Origin of the sequence: Collinsella sp. OM08-14AT, from assembly GCF_003438115.1 — a bacterium.
GTDB lineage: Bacteria > Actinomycetota > Coriobacteriia > Coriobacteriales > Coriobacteriaceae > Collinsella.
In genome coordinates, this window is sequence record NZ_QSTE01000001.1 from 221,437 (window position 1) to 239,338 (window position 17,902).

The window sequence follows — 17,902 nt, forward strand, 5'->3', positions numbered from 1 at the left end:
AATTACAAGATACACCTTGCCGTTTCAAGTGTTGATGGTAAACTTTCATTTACCGTTTACGGTTATGAAAGAACCTTTCACCGGAGAATTGCGCCTTGTCTCTTCTCACGCGGACGGTAGGTTGGTATCTTTCAGTTGTGGAAAAGCGCGCAAGGACGCGCGTGTAGGGGAGCGCCTGCGGGCGCAGTACTCAAGAAGGAGGGACACATGGCTAAGTTTGACATCATCGCCGCCACCGGTTGCCCGACCGGTATCGCGCACACCTTCATGGCGAAGGAGGCGCTAGAGAAGGCAGCTGCCGAGCGCGGTCTGACCATTAAGGTCGAGACCCATGGCCAGGTCGGTGTCGAGAACGAGCTCACCAAGAGCGAGATCGCTGGCGCCAAGGCCGTTGTCGTCGCAGCCGATAAGGATGTCCAGGCTGAGCGTTTCGCCGGCAAGCCCATGGTTTCCGTTGGTGTTTCCAAGGCCCTGTCTGTTGAGGCCGCCGGTAAGCTGATTGACCGCGCGCTCGCCGCCAAGAGCGACGGCACGGTTGCAGCCGCTGCCGATGTCGAGGACGAGGTCGAGGAGAAGGAGTCTATCGGCCACGTCATCTATAAGCACCTTATGAACGGCGTCAGCCATATGCTGGTCTTCGTCGTTGCCGGTGGTGTTCTGACCGCCGTCTCGTTCCTGTGGGGCATTACGTCTTTCGATTCGACTGCGTCTGACTACAACAGCTTTGCTGCGATGCTCAAGATCATCGGCGGCATCGCCATGAACCTCATGGTTCCGGTGCTTTCCGCCTACATCGCCGAATCCATCGGCAAGCGTCCTGCGCTCGTCCCCGGTTTAGTTGCCGGTATGATCGCCATCCAGGGCCTGCCTGTTAACGCCGAGACCGGTATGATCGACGCCGGTGGCGCCGGCGTGGGTTTCGGCTTCCTGGGCGGCATCGTCGGCGGCTTTCTCGCCGGCTATGTCATCCTGCTGCTCGAGAAGGTCTTTGCCGGTCTGCCCAAGAACCTGGACGGCCTCAAGGCCATCTTCCTGTACCCGCTGTTCTCGACGGCTATCGTCGGCCTGGTCATGCTCGGTATTTCCGGCCCCATGGCTGCCATCAACACCGCCATGATGGACTTCCTCAAGGGCCTGTCCGCCTCTGGCGCCGTTGTCCTGGGTCTTGCCATCGGCTGCATGTGCGCCTTTGACATGGGTGGCCCGGTCAACAAGGCTGCTTACGTCACCGGTACCGCTATGCTCACCGAGGCACTGGCTGCTGGCGTTGGCACCGATACCTACAACTTCGGCACCAACTTCATGGCTGCCGTCTCCGCCGCTTGCATCGTTCCGCCGCTGATCACCACCTTCGCCGTCGTTGTCGGCAAGAAGTACTTCAGCCAGGAGGATCACGACGCCGGTATCGTCAACCTCATCCTTGGTTGCACCCACATCACCGAGGGCGCCATTCCGTTCATGACCAAGAACATCTGGCCCGTCATGCCCATCATGATGCTCGGTTCCTCTATCTCTTCGATCCTGACCATTATGTTCAACGTTCACGATCCGGCGCCTCACGGTGGCTTCCTGGTCCTGCCCGTTGTCGAGAACGGTCCGCTTTGGGTCCTCGCGATCCTCATCGGTGCTGTTGTCGGTGGCATCCTGTTCGTGGCCTTCAAGAAGTACGACTTCGAGAAGAATCAGAAGGCCGCTCCTGTAGCCAAGCCGGTTGAGGCTTCCAAGGCCGCTGCCGTTGAGGCCCCTAAGGCCGAGGCTGCCGACTTCGTGAAGGTTGAGAATGTCTTTGTCGCCGAGGACTTCGCTTCTCGTGACGAGGCTCTGAGCTTCGTTTCCAACCAGGCTGTCAAGGCCGGTATCGCCAGCGACGCCGACGCCGTGATGAACGCCTTCCTGGCCCGCGAGGCCGAGGGCACCACGGGCATGATGGAGGGCTTCGCCATCCCGCATGCCAAGTCCGACGCCATTACCGAGGCTGCCGTCATCGTCGTTAAGGACGAGTCCGGCGTGACCGGTTGGGACACCATGGACGGCGCTCCTGTCAACGTGGCCATCGCTCTGCTCATCCCTGGTGCACAGGCTGGCACCACGCACCTCAAGATCCTGTCCAAGGTTGCCGAGGCGCTCATGGACGAGGACTTCCGTGGCACCGTCAAGGGTTCCACCGACGCCGCCGAGATCGCCAAGACGATCAACGCCCGCCTGGTCTAATCCCACAGTACGCGAATAACATCGCCCCCTGTAACAAAGGCGAGGACTCCCTACGGGTCCTCGCCTTTTTTCATACCACCCGGCACTCAGGGATGTTCCTTTCCTGCCGGCACCCCGGGACACTCCTTAGTCCCCAACAGGGCATAAATAGCCCTCATCGACTGAATCACCCACGCGAACAATAATTCAGCCAGAATTCCTTTTGCACGATATTTCTTGGACGGAAGCATGTTCCCGCAGCTCGCCTGCCGGGCGGGGCGGTTAAGTTTGTCGCGAGTTCCGCACGCAAAGGAAAGCACTTAATGTGCTTTCCGTCTTGCGCAGGACTGTAGAGCAGCAAACTTAACCGCCCCGCCCGGCAGGCGAGCGGACAGCGAACGACATCTGTCCAACAATTCGTGCGAAACACAATGAAAAACCGTTTGATGTGAGTTAATATAAACAACGTCGTGAATCTGACTCCTGCCACATGCATGACAGGGGTTAAACACAAAAAAGGAGTCAACTATGGTTTCTGAGAAGGCTACCCTCGTTAATCCTCAGGGTCTGCACATGCGTCCGGCTGGTCTGTTCGCCTCCACCATGGGCAAGTACGCCTGTGACGTGACGGTCGTCACGCCCGAGAAGGAGGTCAACGGCAAGTCCCCGATGGCCCTCATGGCTGCTGGTATCCCTTGCGGTACCGAGGTCGAGGTCAAGTGCGACGGCGCCGACGAGGCCGAGGCTCTGGCTGCTGCCATCGAGCTCATCAAGAGCGGTCTTGGCGAGTAGAACTCAAACGGGTCGCATGTTGAACAATTAAGTTCATACTTGGGGGCGCAGTGACCTGTATCAAGGTAGCTGCGCTCTTTTGTCATGGATATGGCAAAACGCTTTATCACATGGCACGGAGAGAGGAATGGGAATGTATCAGGGAGTCAACGCATCCGAGGGCATCGGAATCGGCACCGTTATGGTCGCCGTCGATCCCGACTTGACGTTTGAGCCGCACGAGGTTGCTGATTCGGCAGCAGAGAAGGAGCGCTATCAGACCGCTCTTTCGGTCTTCTGCGAGAAGACCCAGGCTCAGGCCGACCACATGAAGGAGACGGTGGGCGAGGCCGAGGCCGAGATCATGAGCGGACACATTGTCCTGGCTCAGGACCCGGGCATGACCGACGCCATCAACGCCGCCATTGACGGCGGCACCTGCGCCGAGCAGGCGCTCATGGACACCTCGACCATGTTCGAGAACATGTTCCTGTCCATGGACGACGAGATGTTCCGTCTGCGCGCGGCCGACATCGCCGACATCCGCACCGGTATTCTGGCCGAGCTGCTGGGCAAGGAGGTCGTCGACCTCTCCGTCCTGCCCGAGAATACCGTCGTTGTCGTGCACGACCTCACGCCGTCCATGACCGCCACGATCGATAAGGCCCACGTTGCCGGTATCGTCACCGAGACCGGTGGCCGCACGTCGCACTCCGCGATCATTGCGCGCGCCCTCGAGATCCCGGCTGTCCTTTCGGTTTCCAACAGCTGCACCGCGTTGCGCAACGGTATGACCGTTGTCGTCGACGGTGGCAAGGGTATCGTCGAGGCCGATCCCGACGAGGAGACGCTCGCTGCCTACACCGCCAAGGCCGAGGCCTTCGCTGCCGAGAAGGCAGCCCTCGAGGCCTTCCGTGGCAAGCCGTCCGTGACTGCCGATGGCATCAAGAAGATCATCGCCTGCAACATCGGTAACCCCGATGACGTGCCCAACGCGCTCGATCACGACGCCGAGGCTATCGGTCTGTTCCGCTCCGAGTTCCTGTTCATGGACTCTGCTGAGCTTCCTTCCGAGGAGGAGCAGTTCAACGCCTATCGTAAGGTCGCCAGCGCGCTCAAGGGTGCTCCGGTCATCATCCGCACGCTCGATGTGGGCGGCGACAAGGAGATTCCGTATCTGCACATGGTCAAGGAAGAGAACCCCTTCATGGGCTTCCGCGCCGTGCGTTACTGCCTGGCCAATCCCGACCAGTACAAGGTTCAGCTCCGCGCCCTGCTGCGCGCCAGCGCCTTTGGTGACGTCAAGATCATGATCCCGCTCGTCACCTGCGTCGAGGAGGTCGTGGCCGTCAAGGAGCTCGTCGAGCAGTGCAAGGCCGAGCTGACCGAAGAGGGTCGCAAGTTCAACGAGAACATCGAGGTCGGCATTATGGTCGAGACGCCTGCCGCCTCGCTGCTCGCTGACCGTCTGGCCGAGGTCGCCGACTTCTTCTCTATCGGCACCAACGACCTCATCGGCTACACCATGTGCGCCGACCGTGGCAACGACACCATCTCCAACCTGTACCAGGTGTACTATCCCGCCGTGCTCCGCTCGCTCAAGAACATCATCGAGAGCGGCGTGAAGGCCGGTATCATGGTCGGCATGTGCGGCGAGGCCGCTGCCGATCCGCTGCTTGAGCCGCTGCTGATCAGCTGGGGCCTGGAGGAGTTCTCGATGAGCGCTCCGTCCATCCTGCGCGCCCGCAAGACCATCAGCCAGTGGACCAAGGCCGAGTGTGACGAGCTCGCCGAGAAGGCACTCGCCTGCAACACTGCCGCCGAGGTCAAGGCGCTGCTCGAGTCTGCTGCTCGCTAATTTGGTATCAGAGGTAACCGCGTGGTTGGAATGGGCCAATCACGCGGCCCTCACATATACAGGGGGTACTGTAAATGTTCTACACGCTAACCGCTAACCCGGCTGTCGACATGACGGTTTCGAGCTCTCCGCTCGAGCCCGATGAGAACGTCCGCACCGGCTCGGCCAGCTACACGGCTAACGGCAAGGGCCTCGACGTGTCCTTCGCCTTTAAGAAGATGGGCGTCGACACCGTCGCGCTCGGCTTCTTCGCTGGCTTCACGGGCAAGTTTATCGTCGAGGAGGTCATGAACCTGGGTTGCCTGTGCCGCCCGGTCTGGACCGACGGCATCACGCGTATCAACACCTACGTCAACGATGGCCAGCACGAGTACGGCATCCTCAACCCCGGTGCTCCTATTACGCCGCAGCACCAGGAGGAGCTCTACAACATCCTGGACACCGCGGGCGATCTTGAGTGCCTGATCGTCTCTGGCTCCGTGCCTCCCAAAGCTACGCCCGACTTCCTGGCTCAGGTCATGGAGCACGCTCAGGCCCGTGGCGCCGATGTCGTCCTGGACCTGTCCTCCGACAAGCTCAAGGAGCTCGCTCACAAGAAGCCGCTGCTCATCAAGCCGAACCATCACGAGATGAAGGCTATCTTCGGCGTGCCGGTCGACACTGATGACGAGGTCCGCGTTGCCATGAAGATGGCTCACGACGCGGGCGTTCAGAACGTGCTGCTCACCCGTGGTAGCCGTGGCGACGCCTACTTCTCCAACGGCGAGGACATTTGGTACGCCAAGCGTGAGTTCAACATCAAGCTGGTCTCTTCCGTCTGCGCCGGCGACTGCACCCTCGCTGCGTTCCTGCACAAGTGGTACAGGGATCGCGACAACGTCGAGGAGGCCATGAAGCTCGCTATGGCCACCGGCGCCAACGTCGCTGAGTCCGTCGGCATCGGCGACTTCGGTCACGTTGACGAGTACAGCAAGCGCGTTGCTGTCCGCAAGCTCGATCGTCAGTAATCGAAACGCGACATATTCGTGCGCATGCGGCGCCCCGGTTTCGGCTGGGGCGCCTTTTTGTTCCGCCACGGGGGAGAGGAGTCCTTCCGTACTTCATCGCTTCCACACCGTTCACCGAGTTGTCCTAGCCTTTTACCGATGCGTGGAATATACTTTCATTAACACGTTGCCTTGTGAAAGGAACATTCATGATTTACACGCTCACTGCAAATCCCGCCATTGACTACAACATCACCTGCGACGGTCTTGCTGCCAACACCGTCACGCGTACCCGCAACGCCGTCTACACGCCCAACGGCAAGGGCCTCAACGTCTCGTTTACGCTCGACCACTACGGCGTCGACACCACGATCCTGGGCTTTTTCGCCGGTTTCTCGGGCGAGTTTATCGTTAAGGGCGCCGAGGCCCTGGGCGTGCCCGTCAAGCCCGTGTGGACCGACGGCATCACGCGCGTCAATGTGTTCCTCAACGCCGGCCCCGACACCGAGTACAACATGGTCAACGCCGGTGCCGCCATCAACGAGGCCAACGAGCGGGAGATGTTTGAGCTCATCGATTCGCTCGATGACATGACCTGCCTGGTCATCAGCGGCTCGCTGCCTCCCAACACTTCCGAGGGCTTCCTGGCCGAGGTCCTGCGCCGCGTCAAGGCCAAGGGGGCCGAGTTCGTGCTCGATATCTCGAGCCATCAGCTGGCAGACCTCATTGCCATGGAGCCGCTGCTCATTAAGCCCAATGACGACGAGCTGCTCGATATCTTTGGCATTAAGGTAAGCGGCGGCGACGATGAGTCCGTCAAGGGTGCCATGGCCGAGCTGCACGCCAAGGGCGCTAAGAACGTGCTGCTGACGCTCGGCGGCGCCGGTGCGTACTTCTCCAACGGCGAGCACATCTGGTTTGCCAACCGTACTTTTGAGGTTAAGCTGCTGTCGACGGTGTGCGCCGGCGATTCTTCGCTGGCCGCCTTCCTGTCCGTGTGGCACGACGCCCCGGAGCGCGTCGAGGACGCCCTGCGTCTCTCGATGGCCACCGGCGCTAACGTGGTCGAGTGCCCCGGTCTGGGCGACTTCGCCAAGGTCGATGAGTATCAGAAGGGTATTGCAATCCGTCAGGTTTGCTAGTTCTGGCACCTTGCCTGAATAGTTCAATTATTTCGCATCCGTCTTAGACCAGGACGGATGCGTTTTTGTTTATCGGACTTGCGTGTGCAGTGGAGGCTGTTTCTTGCTAGACTTCTTGCAGACGCAATCGATAGCCAATTTGATAGTCGCAGGAGGCCATAGGCATGTGCAATGTTTCGCTCAACGGTACGCAGCCGACCGATGCCTCTATCCGTGTCCTGCGTGCGCTTGAGGCAGCAGGTCTTGAGGCTTGGTACGTGGGTGGTTGGGTACGTGATGCGCTGATGGGATGCCCCAGCCACGATGTCGACATGTGCTGCAGCGGCCTGTGGCTGGAGTCCAAGGCGGCACTCGAGGCCGCCGGCATTGCGGTAGTTGAGTCGGGCATTAAATTTGGCGGCATTACGGCTATTTGCGATGGCGAGCGCATTGAGGTCACCACCTATCGCCTGGACGGCTTCTATACCGACGGTCGTCATCCTCAGAGTGTGGAGCGCGCCGCTTCGCTTGAGGACGATCTGGCGCGCCGCGACTTTACCGTCAATGCCATGGCGTGGCATCCCGAGCGCGGCCTTGTCGACCGCTACGATGGCCAGGGCGACCTAGACCGCAAGCTGATTCGTGCCGTCGGAGATCCCAAGCGCCGCTTTAACGAGGATGCCCTGCGCATGTTGCGTGCGGTGCGTTTTGCCTGCCGCCTGGACTTTGTGATTGAGCCCGAGACCAAGTGCGCCCTTGCCGAGTGCGCGCCGCTGCTCGATGCCGTGGCGCGCGAGCGCGTGGGTATTGAGCTCGAGGGCATTCTATCGACCGGCCACGGGGGAGACGCGATGCTGCGCTACCCCGAGCTCATCTGCGCCGCCGTGCCCGAGCTTGCGCCGGCTCGTGGGTTTGACCAGCGCAGTGTCTATCATGCGTTTAACGTCTACGAACATATCGCCCGCGTGCTGACGGTGGCAGGGGAGCTGGCGCTGTGCGATGGCGTGGCGCCTTCGCCGAGCTTAATGTGGGCAGCGTTTTTGCATGACGTCTCCAAGCCCGATTGCTTTACGGTCGATCACGCCGGCAGCGGCCACTTCTACGGTCATCCCGAGCTCGGCGCCAAGAAGGCGCGCGTCATTATGGATCGCCTGGCGCTCTCGCACGATTTGGTGCGCGATGTGTGCCTGCTCATCAAATACCATGACAAGCCGCTGCGCCCCGAGCGCTCCTGCCTGCTCAATATGATGCGCGCGCTTTCGGGCGAGGGCGTCGACACGCCGCGTCTGATGGACGAGCTCATGGATCTTAAGCGTGCTGACACACTTGGTAAGGCCCCGTCGTGCTTCTATTACGTCGAGACGATTGAGGAGATGCGCGCGATGGCGCACGAGCTGCTGAAGGCGGGGGAGCCCTATACGCTCAAGATGCTCGCCATTAACGGCGGCGACCTGATCCGCGCCGGTGTGAAGCCGGGGCCCGAGCTAGGCCAGCTACTCAACTCCGCCCTCGACGCCGTGATCGAAGACAACATTTCCAACGAGCGCGAAGCTCTTTTGGTCCATCTCAACTTGAATTAGCTACCCAGTTTACCTGCGCGTTCCATAACCTGCCGACAATTTTTTCGGCAATTTGGAATTTCTTCTTGCGCTGATGTTTTTTGTCCCGTAATATATGTCCTCGCAGCACGGCAGTGCAGATGTCATGTGGCCCGTTCGTCTAGCGGTTTAGGACGCCGCCCTCTCAAGGCGGAGATCACCAGTTCGAATCTGGTACGGGCTACCACTTCTTTTCTGCTGAGGTCTATGGCCCGTTCGTCTAGCGGTTTAGGACGCCGCCCTCTCAAGGCGGAGATCACCAGTTCGAATCTGGTACGGGCTACCACGCATCTGATACCCGGTCTTCCCATGGAAGGCCGGGTTTTTTATTTTCAAACAACCGTCTGCAATTCCCGTTTGAACCAGAGCTTTGCGTTCTGCCTATGGCCCTTACGGGTACAATAACCAAGATATTTTGACTGTTAGAAGGAGTCTCATGACGGAGTCCTCTCAGCATACGTCTAAGCCCCAGGTCGAGGTTGAGGCCTCGGGCGGAGATGACAATAAGAGCGCACGCCGCGGCGCCATCTTTATCGGCGTCGTGCTGGTGGGTTATATCGTCTATCTGGTGGTAACCGGGCAGATGGGGCAGTTCTGGGCCGCTATGTCGAGCGTCCAGGCGCCATGGCTCGTTATCGCGTGTCTTTGCATGTTCATGTATCTGTTCTTTGGCATTGTGGCCTATGCGATCGCCGTTTGGCTCGACCCTTATTCGCCCGTCGGCATTCGCGACCTGATCTCGGTCGAGGCGAGCGGTATCTTCTTTGGCAACCTGACGCCCATGATGATGGGCTCTACGCCCGCCCAGATTTACCGCCTGACCAAGGCAGGCCAAAATGTCGGCGAGGCCGGTGCCACGCAGTTCACGCGCTTTATCGTGTATCAGTTTGGCCTCGTTGCCTGGGGCGCCATTCTGCTGCTTGCCCGAATGCCGTTTTTCGCCGAGCGCTATGGCGACATGACGCTGCTGTGCGTCTTTAGCTTTGGCGGTCACTGCTGCATTCTGCTTGGCATCTTTGCCGTCGCGCTCATGCCTAAGACCGTCACGCGCGTCGCGCACTGCATTATCAATTGGCTCGAGCGAATGGGCGTCTCGGCCACCAAGATTGAGGACTGGCGTACGTTTGTCGACGGCGAAATCTACTCTTTCTCCGAGAAGTTCAAGCTTTCAGCCGGCCACTTTTCGTCCATGCTGCTCACGGTGGTCATCACCATGATGCAGCTCGCGTTTTTCTACCTCGTGCCGTATTTCCTGATGCTTGCCTTTGGCCACCACGAGGTCGACTTTTTCTCGGTCATGGCCGCGAGCGCCTTTGTCCAGCTGTTGAGCTCTGCGGTCCCCTTGCCCGGTGGAACTGGTGGCGCTGAGGGCGGCTTTGCATTGTTCTTGGGTCATTTCTTTGGGTCGGCTTCGACCGCCGGCTATCTGCTGTGGCGCCTCATTACGTTTATTGCGCCGACCATTTTGGCTGCGCCCCTGTTGGGCCTTAAGAGCGCCCACAACGAGAGCATCCATGCGCGCTGGGATCGCGTGATGCGCAAACTCGGCCGCACGCCTCAGACGCCCTCTGCGCCCACTAAGCCGCACCCCACGAATGCTGTTACCGTTGATCCCAAGAAGCACGCTCAGAAGGCTTCTGGGACCGCTAAGCCGGCTCATAAAGCCTATGTGCGCCAGACAGGCGACGGTATTCGCGTATCTCCGTCGGCACTCAATAAGAAGAAGCACCCTAAGTCGCAGTAGGGCAGTCGTGCGTTCTTCATATTGCCGGGCTTTTTTGTGCCGGATGGGGGATAATCCTCTTACGTAGATTATCTCTCATCTGTTGATGTATGCCCGCATATCGAAGGGACACGCCCATGGCCACCAGCAAACCGCGTATTGATCGCCGCATCGTTCGCAGCCGCAATGCCATCCTTTCCGCTTTCGAGCGCCTGCTCATGGAAAAGCCGCTGGCAGACATTACGGTGAGTGCCATCGCGCGCGAGGCCAATGTCGACCGCAAGACCTTTTACGTTCACTTTGGTACGGTCGACGGCCTGCTCGATGCCATTGCCGTCGATGTGGTGGAGATGATTGTCGACTCGGTCGAGAAAACGCTTGCTTCCATGGACGGTGACACCAACGAGCGCGCCCTGGGAGCGGCGGCGACCTTCTTTAAAACCGTTAACGAGGCGTTATGCAACAACCTGGTGCTCAATCGTCAGCTGATCGAGAACATTCCGCTCGATGATTTTATGGCTCGTCTTCGTGCACCTCTCGAGCACGAGATTGCCGAGCGCAATCTGCTGCCCCAAGGCCTTAAGGATGAGATGTTCGACTACTATCTGGCGTTTTTGCTGTCAGGCATTATCGGTATCTATCGCACGTGGGCGCTGTCTGACGGCTCGGTTCCTATTGAGCGCGTCTCTGAGGTCGCCAACGACCTGACTCTCAATGGCCTGTCGAGTCTGGAATCTCGCTTGGATTAGGCCTAATTGGGCTCGTCGGCGTGGAAATTCCTGTTCATGAAGTTCTCCGGCGCCTTGTAGACCTCGCCGCGTAGGAGCTGTAGCCTGAGGATCCTTAAAAGAAAGTCCAGTTTATCCTTCCCACTCCAATTGGGAATCCTCCGATGCGCCTTCGCACGCTTGCATGACCTCGATACCATGCGATCGTGCGAACTCGACGAGCTCTACGTTGCGGGCGTTTATGGTGCCGAAGGCGGCGGGGCACACGATAAGACGCGCGCAGTGGACGAGGAGCTCTTTGGCGCGGGCTATGGTTTTATCCCCGATCGGCTCGAAGGCGCGCTCGGCCACGCATTCCGCCGCTAGGTCGCGCGCAAGCTCGCAGTCGATGTCCCCTTCGTGCAGAACGCCCGCGTAGAACGCCTTGCCCTGCCGGATGAGCTGGCGAAACACAGCCGACCCCGTACCTGCGCCGGCGATGACGAACGTGTGCGCATCGCCGTGCGGGCGTCCAATTTCCACGCTGCCGAAGCGCTCGTTGAAGGTGCCATGTTGAAGGCCGTAGAGCTCGCCAATCGTCTCGCGCGTGAATATGTCCTCGGGTGCGCCGGCGCGGAAGACCCGGCCGTCCTTCACGCAAATCACCTTGTCGGCGCTTTTCTGCGCGAGCTCGAGTTCGTGGATGGACATGATGACAGCCACATTCCGCGATTTCGCAAGGTGGCGAAGTATTCGCAGCAGGTCGATCTGGTAGCGGATATCGAGATACGACGTGGGCTCGTCGAGCACGAGCACACGCGGATCCTGTGCGATGGCGCGTGCGAGCATGACGCGCTGGCGTTGCCCGTCGCTTATCTGCATGAAGTCGCACTCGGCGAGCTCTTCCATATGTGCGGTTTTCATGGCCTCGTCGACCCGACTATGGTCGTCGGGCGAGAGTGCGCCCATTCGCCCGGTGTAGGGATGTCTTCCCGCCTCTACGATATCGCGGCAGGTGAGGAGCTCGGTCCGGGGGCGATCTGTCAGCATAACGGCAAGGTTCCTTGCGAACTCCGCCGTCTTCCATCGGGAAATCTCCCGCCCGTCGAGCTCGACCGCGCCGGCAAGCGGTGCCAGATGGCGTGTGATGGTTTTCAAGATGGTCGACTTGCCCGAGCCGTTCGGCCCGATGAGCGCCACGACATCGCCCGCGCGAACCTCCAGATCGACGCCTTCGACTACGACCTTCTTGTCGTAGCCCGCCGACAGGTCGCTTATGCGGAAAAGCGGCGCTCCGTCAGCCTGCGTTTCGACCGGAGTTTCGAGGTTCGGCTCCGCTCGGAGGAGGCGTTCCTCGCGCAGTTCCGCACGAGCCGAAAGTGCCTTCTGGCGCTTTCGTGCGAGCTCAGGACTGTCTAAGCATGGAATGTCCCCTCCGAGCGTTTTGGGCCGCGGCGCGAATTCTCCCATCTACCTCACCCGCTTCTTCAACATGAGCGCGATAACCACCGGCGCGCCGAAGATGGCGGTGACAGCGCTGATGGAAAGTTCGACGGGAGAGAACAGTGTGCGCGCGATCAAATCGCAGCCCGCGCAGAAGATGGCGCCTCCCAAGAAGCACGCAGGAATCACGCGGATGGGCTTCGACGACTTTAGCGCCGACTTCACGAGATGCGGAACCGCAATGCCTACGAACGACACCGGACCAGCGAACGCGGTCACGCAGGCGGAGAGCATGCTCGCTAGAAGGACGAGCGCCACGCGGAAGCGTGCGACGTTCACGCCGACGCTTTTCGCGTAGGCTTCTCCCAGCTGGAAGGCGGAAAGGGGCTTCGATATCGCGAATACGCATGCGCTTACGGTGATCACCACGACCGTGATGACCGCGACGTCGTCCCAGCTCGAACCCGAGAAGCTACCCAAAGACCAGTTGTGCAGGTTCACGATGGACTGGTCGTCGGCGAAGGCGATGAGGAAGTTCGTCGCCGCCGAGCAGATGTATCCCACCATGACGCCCGCCACGATGAGCATGGCCATGGAACTTATGCGCCGTGCAATGAGGAGCACGAAACCGATGGTGATAAGCGAGCCCAGAAACGCTGCGGCCACCATGGCCGGCGAGGACATGGCCTGGTTTGCGCCCAGAAGTACGATCATCGTAAGCGCGACGACGAACTTTGCGCCCGAGGAGACGCCCAAGATGAACGGGTCGGCGATGGGGTTGTTGAAAAACGTCTGCAGCAGGAACCCGGAGAGCGAAAGTGCCCCGCCGAGAAGCACGGCTGAAAGTACGCGCGGCAGTCGAATCTCCCAGATGACCTGGCTTTCCATGGAATTGGCCGCGCCGCCCGAAAGGATGCCGGGGATGTGGTCTGCGGGCACGAGCACGCTCCCGATGCACAGGTTGGTCCCGACGAGCACGATGAGGGCAACAGCGAGCAGCGCCGTCACGACGCGACACCGCGCGGCGCGCCCCGATTCGTCGTATGCCATGGAAAGTCGGCTTCTCATGGTGCTAGCCGAGCTTCCTCAGATAATGGAAGTCGCTCGTGTCATCGCCGGTGAACGCCCCGTGCAGCTCGTCGATAATGTCGGCGGTAGAAGTCATCTGCTGGTACATGTCGGCGCTTGTGACCCAGACGTTGCCGTTCTTCACGGCTTTGAACTGCGACAATAGCGCGTTTTTGCCTACGAAGTCGTTCAAGGTGGCAACCGATTCGTCGATGGTGCCGTTGTAGACGATGATGTCGGCATCCTTCGCTGTCGCGTAGAAGCGCTCCATTTCGAGCGTTACTGACGAACCTGACGTCGACGCCGTCTGCGCGTCATCGAGCGCGTAGCTGCCGCCTGCAAGCTCGATCATCTGCGCCACGTAGTCGCCCGCCCGCCGCGTGACGGCGGCCCCGTTCGAGTTAATGTAGAAATACGCCACGGTTTTACCTGACGACGCGAGCCCCGACGTTTGCTCGACGCGGGCCTTCTGCTCGTTGAACAGGTGCGTGGCCTCGTCTTCCTTGTCGAACAGGACGCCGAAAAGCTTAATCCACTCGACGCGCCCGAGTGCTTTGGGCTCGCTCGACGACTGTTCGGTGAGCACGACGAGCCCGAGCTTCTGCAGCTTTTCCTTCACATCGGGCGAGTGGTTGATCATGGTGTTCTCGATGGCGAGCGTGCAGCCCGAGGCCGATATTCGCTCGTAGTCGGGCGCGCTGTACTTGCCGCCGTAGGCGATCGCCCCACTTTCGAGCGCGCTTTTGAAGCCCGCGACCGAGCAATCGTCGGCTTTCGTGCCCGACATTAAGATATTGTCGTTCGCATCGAGCGCGTCGACCAGGCACATCGTCGCCGACGACACGAGGTACACCTTGTCGGCGGGGCGCCTTATGACCGCGATGTCGGAGCTTAACCCATCAGGTACCTTCGCATCTTGCGGCACCACGAGGAAGCGCTCCCCGTTCGAAACGCAGATAAGCCGCAGGCCGCCTTCGAACTCGTCGACAGTGAAGTGCTCGGCGTATTCAAGCTGAAGCGCTCCCGTCGGCTCCCAGCCGCAGCCCAAATCGGCGTTGTGGAAGTCGGCCGCGGCGCTTGAAGCCGTTCCCGCAGGGGAGCCGCCGCTTGCATCGTCGCCCGATTTCTCCTTCATGGTGGATGAGTCGAAGTGGAGCGTGTAGTCGATGGTGTGCGGCGTCGACATGGCGACGGTCTCAGCCGACACGGCGATGTCCTCGTCGAGCGTGACGGGTATCTCGAACGTGGAGTTGCCGCCGTCGTTTACGGGCGCGTAGTCCACGCCGTCGACGGTCATCTTGTCGTAGTTCGAACTCGACCAGGTGATGGTCGCGGTGTAGGTGTCGCCATCCTTCACAATTGTGGTGGGTGAGGCGATGCTTGCGCGCCCTGACCCGCCGGAAAGCGAGACGCTCACCGTGTATTCCTGAGAGCCCGCCGTGCCACCGGTCGCGTTCGGGCTCGCACTGCACCCCGCGAAGGGAAGCGCGAGCAGGGCGACGAGAACGCAGGCGATCGCGCGCGCCGCGATGCTGTGGAGCTTCCTGTTTTCCCCCTTGGGAAGAATCGACCGCATGGCGTTACTTCAGTGCGTCGGCGCGCAGATCGACGCCGGCGGATTCGAACACAAGTGTGCGGTCGTACCACTGCTCTTTTCTAATACTCCACGCGGCACAGGCGGTGTCCTCGTCGAGCGCATCAACGGGCACGTCGTAGGTGTACTTGCCTTCCGCGTTTTCCACATAGGGGATGAAGTCGGCCTCGCTCGCGGCGGCAGCCTCGTCGCCCGTGCCCATGAAGAGCTTGCCGTAGCCCGTGCCGGAAAGCGTCATCACGCAGTGCATGGAGCCGTTTTCCACGATGAGCTGGGCGTCCACGATCCTGAACATGTTCGAGCTGGAATCTACGGTGATTGGATAGGTGCCGTCGGCCACCTTGTCGGCGGTGATGGGGGCAGCGCTTGCGCCCGCGGGCGCATCGGCCGCCTGTTCGGTCTTTTCCTGGGAATCGGCATCGCTTGCCTTTGCGCTGTCGATTGAATTTCCGGCGCAGCCGGCGAGCGAGAACGCGCAAAGCGCCGCCGACAGGGCGAAGACGAGGGTTTTCTTCAACATGGAGGGGGTTCCTTTCAATCGCTTCGACCGCCCGTGCCGTGCGGTGGGCGGTCGGGATGCGAATGCAACGGGCATGCGTCGTCAGTCGGGGAAAGGCGCATGCCCGTTGCACGGGGACGCGACCGGCGCCCCCGTGCGCGGCGAGTTTACAGCTTGGCGATGGCGTCGTCCACGTGCGAGACGTAGATGTCGTCGACCGCGACGTTCTGTCCCAGACCCTGGAGCAGGCACGTCACTTCGAAGCCGGCGGCCACGAACTTCGCAGCCCAGCTGTCGGGGTCGGTCTCGTCTGCCATGTCGTTGTTCGCGTGGTCGCCCGCGACCACCATGAACGGCGCGAGCACGGCCTTCTTGTAGCCTGCGGCGCTCGCGGCGGCGATAACATCCTCGCAGGTCGGTTCAGCCTCGACGGTGCCGACGAAGAACTGCGTCAAACCCTCGTTCTTGAACACTTCCTGCATCTTGGCATAGTCGGCGTTGGAATCGGCTTCGGTGCCGTGGCCCATGAGGCACAGCGCCGTCTCGCCGTCGTCGAAGGACGCCATGTTCTCCTTAATGGCTGCGGCCACCTTTTTGTAGTCGTCGTCGGAGGTGAGCAGCGGGTCGCCGAGCGAGATCTTGTCGAACTTGTCGGCGTACTTGTCGAGCTCGTCTTTCACGTCGGCGTATTCCAGGCCAGCCATGAGATGCGTCGGCTGCACGACGATTTCCTTCACGCCGTCTTCCACGCAGCGGTCAAGCGCCTCGGTCATGTTGTCGATCGTGATGCCGTCGCGCTTCTTCAGCTTGTCGATGATGATCTGCGCGGTGAAGGCGCGGCGGATGTCGTAGTCCTGCCAGTACTTCTCGCGGATAGCGTCTTCGATGGCGCCGATGGTGATGTGGCGCGAGTCGTTGTAGCTCGTGCCGAAGCTCGTGACGAGGATGACCGGCTTCACGGCCTTCTCCTTTTCGCTCGATTTCTCGGAACTTGCGGAGGTGCTGGAGCAGCCCGCGAGCGTGATTCCGGCGAGCGCGACGGCTCCGGTTGCTGCGGCGCCCATGAAGCTGCGGCGTGACATCTGGTCGGACATGGTTTTTCCTTTCCTCGGTTTGCCGGTCCCCCGGCGACAGTTGCTTGTCGGCACAAGCGAAAGAAAAGCGCACCCCTCGGGGTTCACAAGGAGCTAACGCCACGGCGATGCCGTGAGGAAAAGGCGAAGCAGTCTGGCTTGGGGCGCGAGGCGGTTCGCCCGCGCGTCCTATACAGTAATGTCCCTTGCCCAGGATTCCCACCTGGTTCCCTCCGCAAGCCAGCGCGGGCTGTGCGGACGCCGCGCCGGTCATTTCCTTTTATCCGATTGTCATATGCTCGTTGCCGAATCTTTTACTATGATAGTGGGCACTTGTGAACGTGTCAAAGCCAGGGCGGGCGGCATTGCGCCTCCTGCCTGCGTATTTGCGCCGATTGCCGCTTCGGGCGCCGTGTTTTGCCCGCTGCGCGAATGGCGGCGTAAACGGTTGCGATGAGAAACGGGAAGGGAAGGCTCGGATGATTCATATCGTTGGCGCAGGCTCGGGCGCCGCCGACCTTATCACGCTGCGCGGGGCGCGCCTTCTGCGCGCGGCCGACGTGGTCGTTTGGGCGGGAAGCCTTGTGAATCCCGAGCTGCTCGCTGAGTGCAAGGAACCCTGCATCGTCTACGACAGCGCGCACATGACCTTGGAGGAAGTACTCGACGTGATGTGCGCGGCAGATGCGCGGGGCGAGGAAGTGGTGCGCCTGCACACGGGCGACCCGTGCCTGTACGGCGCCATCCAGGAGCAGATGGACGCGCTCGACGCGCGCGGCGTGGACTACGAGGTGGTGCCCGGCGTGTCGAGCTTTTGCGGTGCCGCGGCGGCGCTTCGCCAGGAATATACGCTGCCGGGAATCAGCCAGTCGGTCGTGATCACGCGGCTTTCCGGGCGCACCTCCATGCCCGCGGGCGAGGACATGCGCACCATGGCGGAAAGCGGCTCGACTATGGTCATCTTCCTGAGCTCGGGTATGCTCGCCGAGCTTTCCGCCGAGCTTTTGGCCGCGGGCCGCAGCTCCGACGAGCCGGCGGCGCTCGTGTACAAGGCGACCTGGCCTGAGGAGCGCGTGGTGCGCTGCACAGTGGGCACGATCGCCGATGCGGGCGCGCGAGAGGGCATCGACCGCACGGCGCTCGTGGTGGTGGGCCGCGTGCTCGGAGCTCGCGGCGGGCTTGCGCACAACGGCGCGCAAGCGGAGTCGTACGAGCGCAGCAAGCTTTACGACCCTTCGTTTGCCACGGGGTATCGAAAGGCGAGCAGCTAG

At 60.7% G+C, this 17,902-nt stretch carries 14 protein-coding genes and 2 tRNA genes; 11 read left to right on the forward strand and 5 right to left on the reverse strand.

The window, feature by feature from the left end; all coding sequences use genetic code 11:
* Positions 1–207 precede the first annotated feature (207 nt).
* The 10 genes from DXC18_RS00980 (at position 208) to DXC18_RS01025 (ending at position 10,996) form a co-directional block, all read left to right on the forward strand.
* Positions 208–2,211 (forward strand): fructose-specific PTS transporter subunit EIIC, encoded by a 2,004-nt coding sequence (locus tag DXC18_RS00980; protein WP_117716068.1) that lies wholly within the window; start codon positions 208–210, stop codon positions 2,209–2,211.
* Positions 2,212–2,718: 507 nt separating this feature from the next.
* Positions 2,719–2,982, forward strand: coding sequence for an HPr family phosphocarrier protein (locus tag DXC18_RS00985; protein WP_022094575.1), 264 nt, complete (start codon positions 2,719–2,721; stop codon positions 2,980–2,982).
* Between the two features lie 133 nt (positions 2,983–3,115).
* Positions 3,116–4,819, forward strand: a complete 1,704-nt coding sequence (gene ptsP, locus DXC18_RS00990; RefSeq protein WP_117716069.1) for a phosphoenolpyruvate--protein phosphotransferase — start codon at positions 3,116–3,118, stop codon at positions 4,817–4,819.
* 74 nt (positions 4,820–4,893) lie between these two features.
* Positions 4,894–5,826 carry a 1-phosphofructokinase family hexose kinase gene (locus DXC18_RS00995; RefSeq protein WP_006233969.1) on the forward strand — a complete coding sequence of 311 codons (933 nt, stop codon included), beginning with the start codon at positions 4,894–4,896 and terminating at the stop codon, positions 5,824–5,826.
* A gap of 188 nt (positions 5,827–6,014) precedes the next feature.
* Complete coding sequence (locus tag DXC18_RS01000) at positions 6,015–6,947, forward strand: 1-phosphofructokinase family hexose kinase (RefSeq protein ID WP_117635162.1); 933 nt, start codon at positions 6,015–6,017, stop codon at positions 6,945–6,947.
* 164 nt (positions 6,948–7,111) lie between these two features.
* The gene (locus DXC18_RS01005) at positions 7,112–8,506 is read left to right on the forward strand and encodes a CCA tRNA nucleotidyltransferase (RefSeq protein ID WP_117635163.1); all 1,395 of its coding nucleotides are present in this window, start codon (positions 7,112–7,114) and stop codon (positions 8,504–8,506) included.
* 128 nt (positions 8,507–8,634) lie between these two features.
* Positions 8,635–8,711: transfer RNA gene (locus DXC18_RS01010), tRNA-Glu, on the forward strand.
* Positions 8,712–8,733: 22 nt separating this feature from the next.
* Positions 8,734–8,810, forward strand: a tRNA-Glu gene (locus tag DXC18_RS01015).
* A gap of 150 nt (positions 8,811–8,960) precedes the next feature.
* A complete protein-coding gene (locus DXC18_RS01020; RefSeq protein WP_117716070.1) occupies positions 8,961–10,268 on the forward strand; it encodes a lysylphosphatidylglycerol synthase transmembrane domain-containing protein in 1,308 nt (435 codons plus the stop codon).
* 116 nt (positions 10,269–10,384) lie between these two features.
* Positions 10,385–10,996, forward strand: a complete 612-nt coding sequence (locus DXC18_RS01025; protein WP_158551920.1) for a TetR/AcrR family transcriptional regulator — start codon at positions 10,385–10,387, stop codon at positions 10,994–10,996.
* Between the two features lie 111 nt (positions 10,997–11,107).
* Here DXC18_RS01025 and DXC18_RS01030 read toward each other — a convergent pair whose 3' ends face one another.
* The 5 genes from DXC18_RS01030 to DXC18_RS01050 all read right to left on the reverse strand — a co-directional run bounded on the left by DXC18_RS01030 (position 11,108) and on the right by DXC18_RS01050 (position 16,652).
* Entirely contained in the window at positions 11,108–12,424 is a 1,317-nt protein-coding gene (locus DXC18_RS01030; protein ID WP_117716072.1) for an ABC transporter ATP-binding protein, read from the reverse strand.
* On the reverse strand, positions 12,425–13,447 hold the full coding sequence (locus DXC18_RS01035) for an iron ABC transporter permease (RefSeq protein WP_117716073.1): 1,023 nt from the start codon (positions 13,445–13,447) through the stop codon (positions 12,425–12,427). It abuts the gene before it with no gap.
* Between the two features lie 22 nt (positions 13,448–13,469).
* A complete protein-coding gene (locus DXC18_RS01040; RefSeq protein WP_147330247.1) occupies positions 13,470–15,041 on the reverse strand; it encodes an ABC transporter substrate-binding protein in 1,572 nt (523 codons plus the stop codon).
* A 4-nt stretch (positions 15,042–15,045) separates the two neighbouring features.
* On the reverse strand, positions 15,046–15,579 hold the full coding sequence (locus DXC18_RS01045) for a hypothetical protein (RefSeq protein WP_117716075.1): 534 nt from the start codon (positions 15,577–15,579) through the stop codon (positions 15,046–15,048).
* Between the two features lie 146 nt (positions 15,580–15,725).
* Complete coding sequence (locus DXC18_RS01050; protein ID WP_117716076.1) at positions 15,726–16,652, reverse strand: sirohydrochlorin cobaltochelatase; 927 nt, start codon at positions 16,650–16,652, stop codon at positions 15,726–15,728.
* 458 nt (positions 16,653–17,110) lie between these two features.
* Here DXC18_RS01050 and cobM point away from each other — a divergent pair, with 458 nt between their 5' ends.
* The gene (gene cobM, locus DXC18_RS01055; RefSeq protein ID WP_117716077.1) at positions 17,111–17,902 is read left to right on the forward strand and encodes a precorrin-4 C(11)-methyltransferase; all 792 of its coding nucleotides are present in this window, start codon (positions 17,111–17,113) and stop codon (positions 17,900–17,902) included.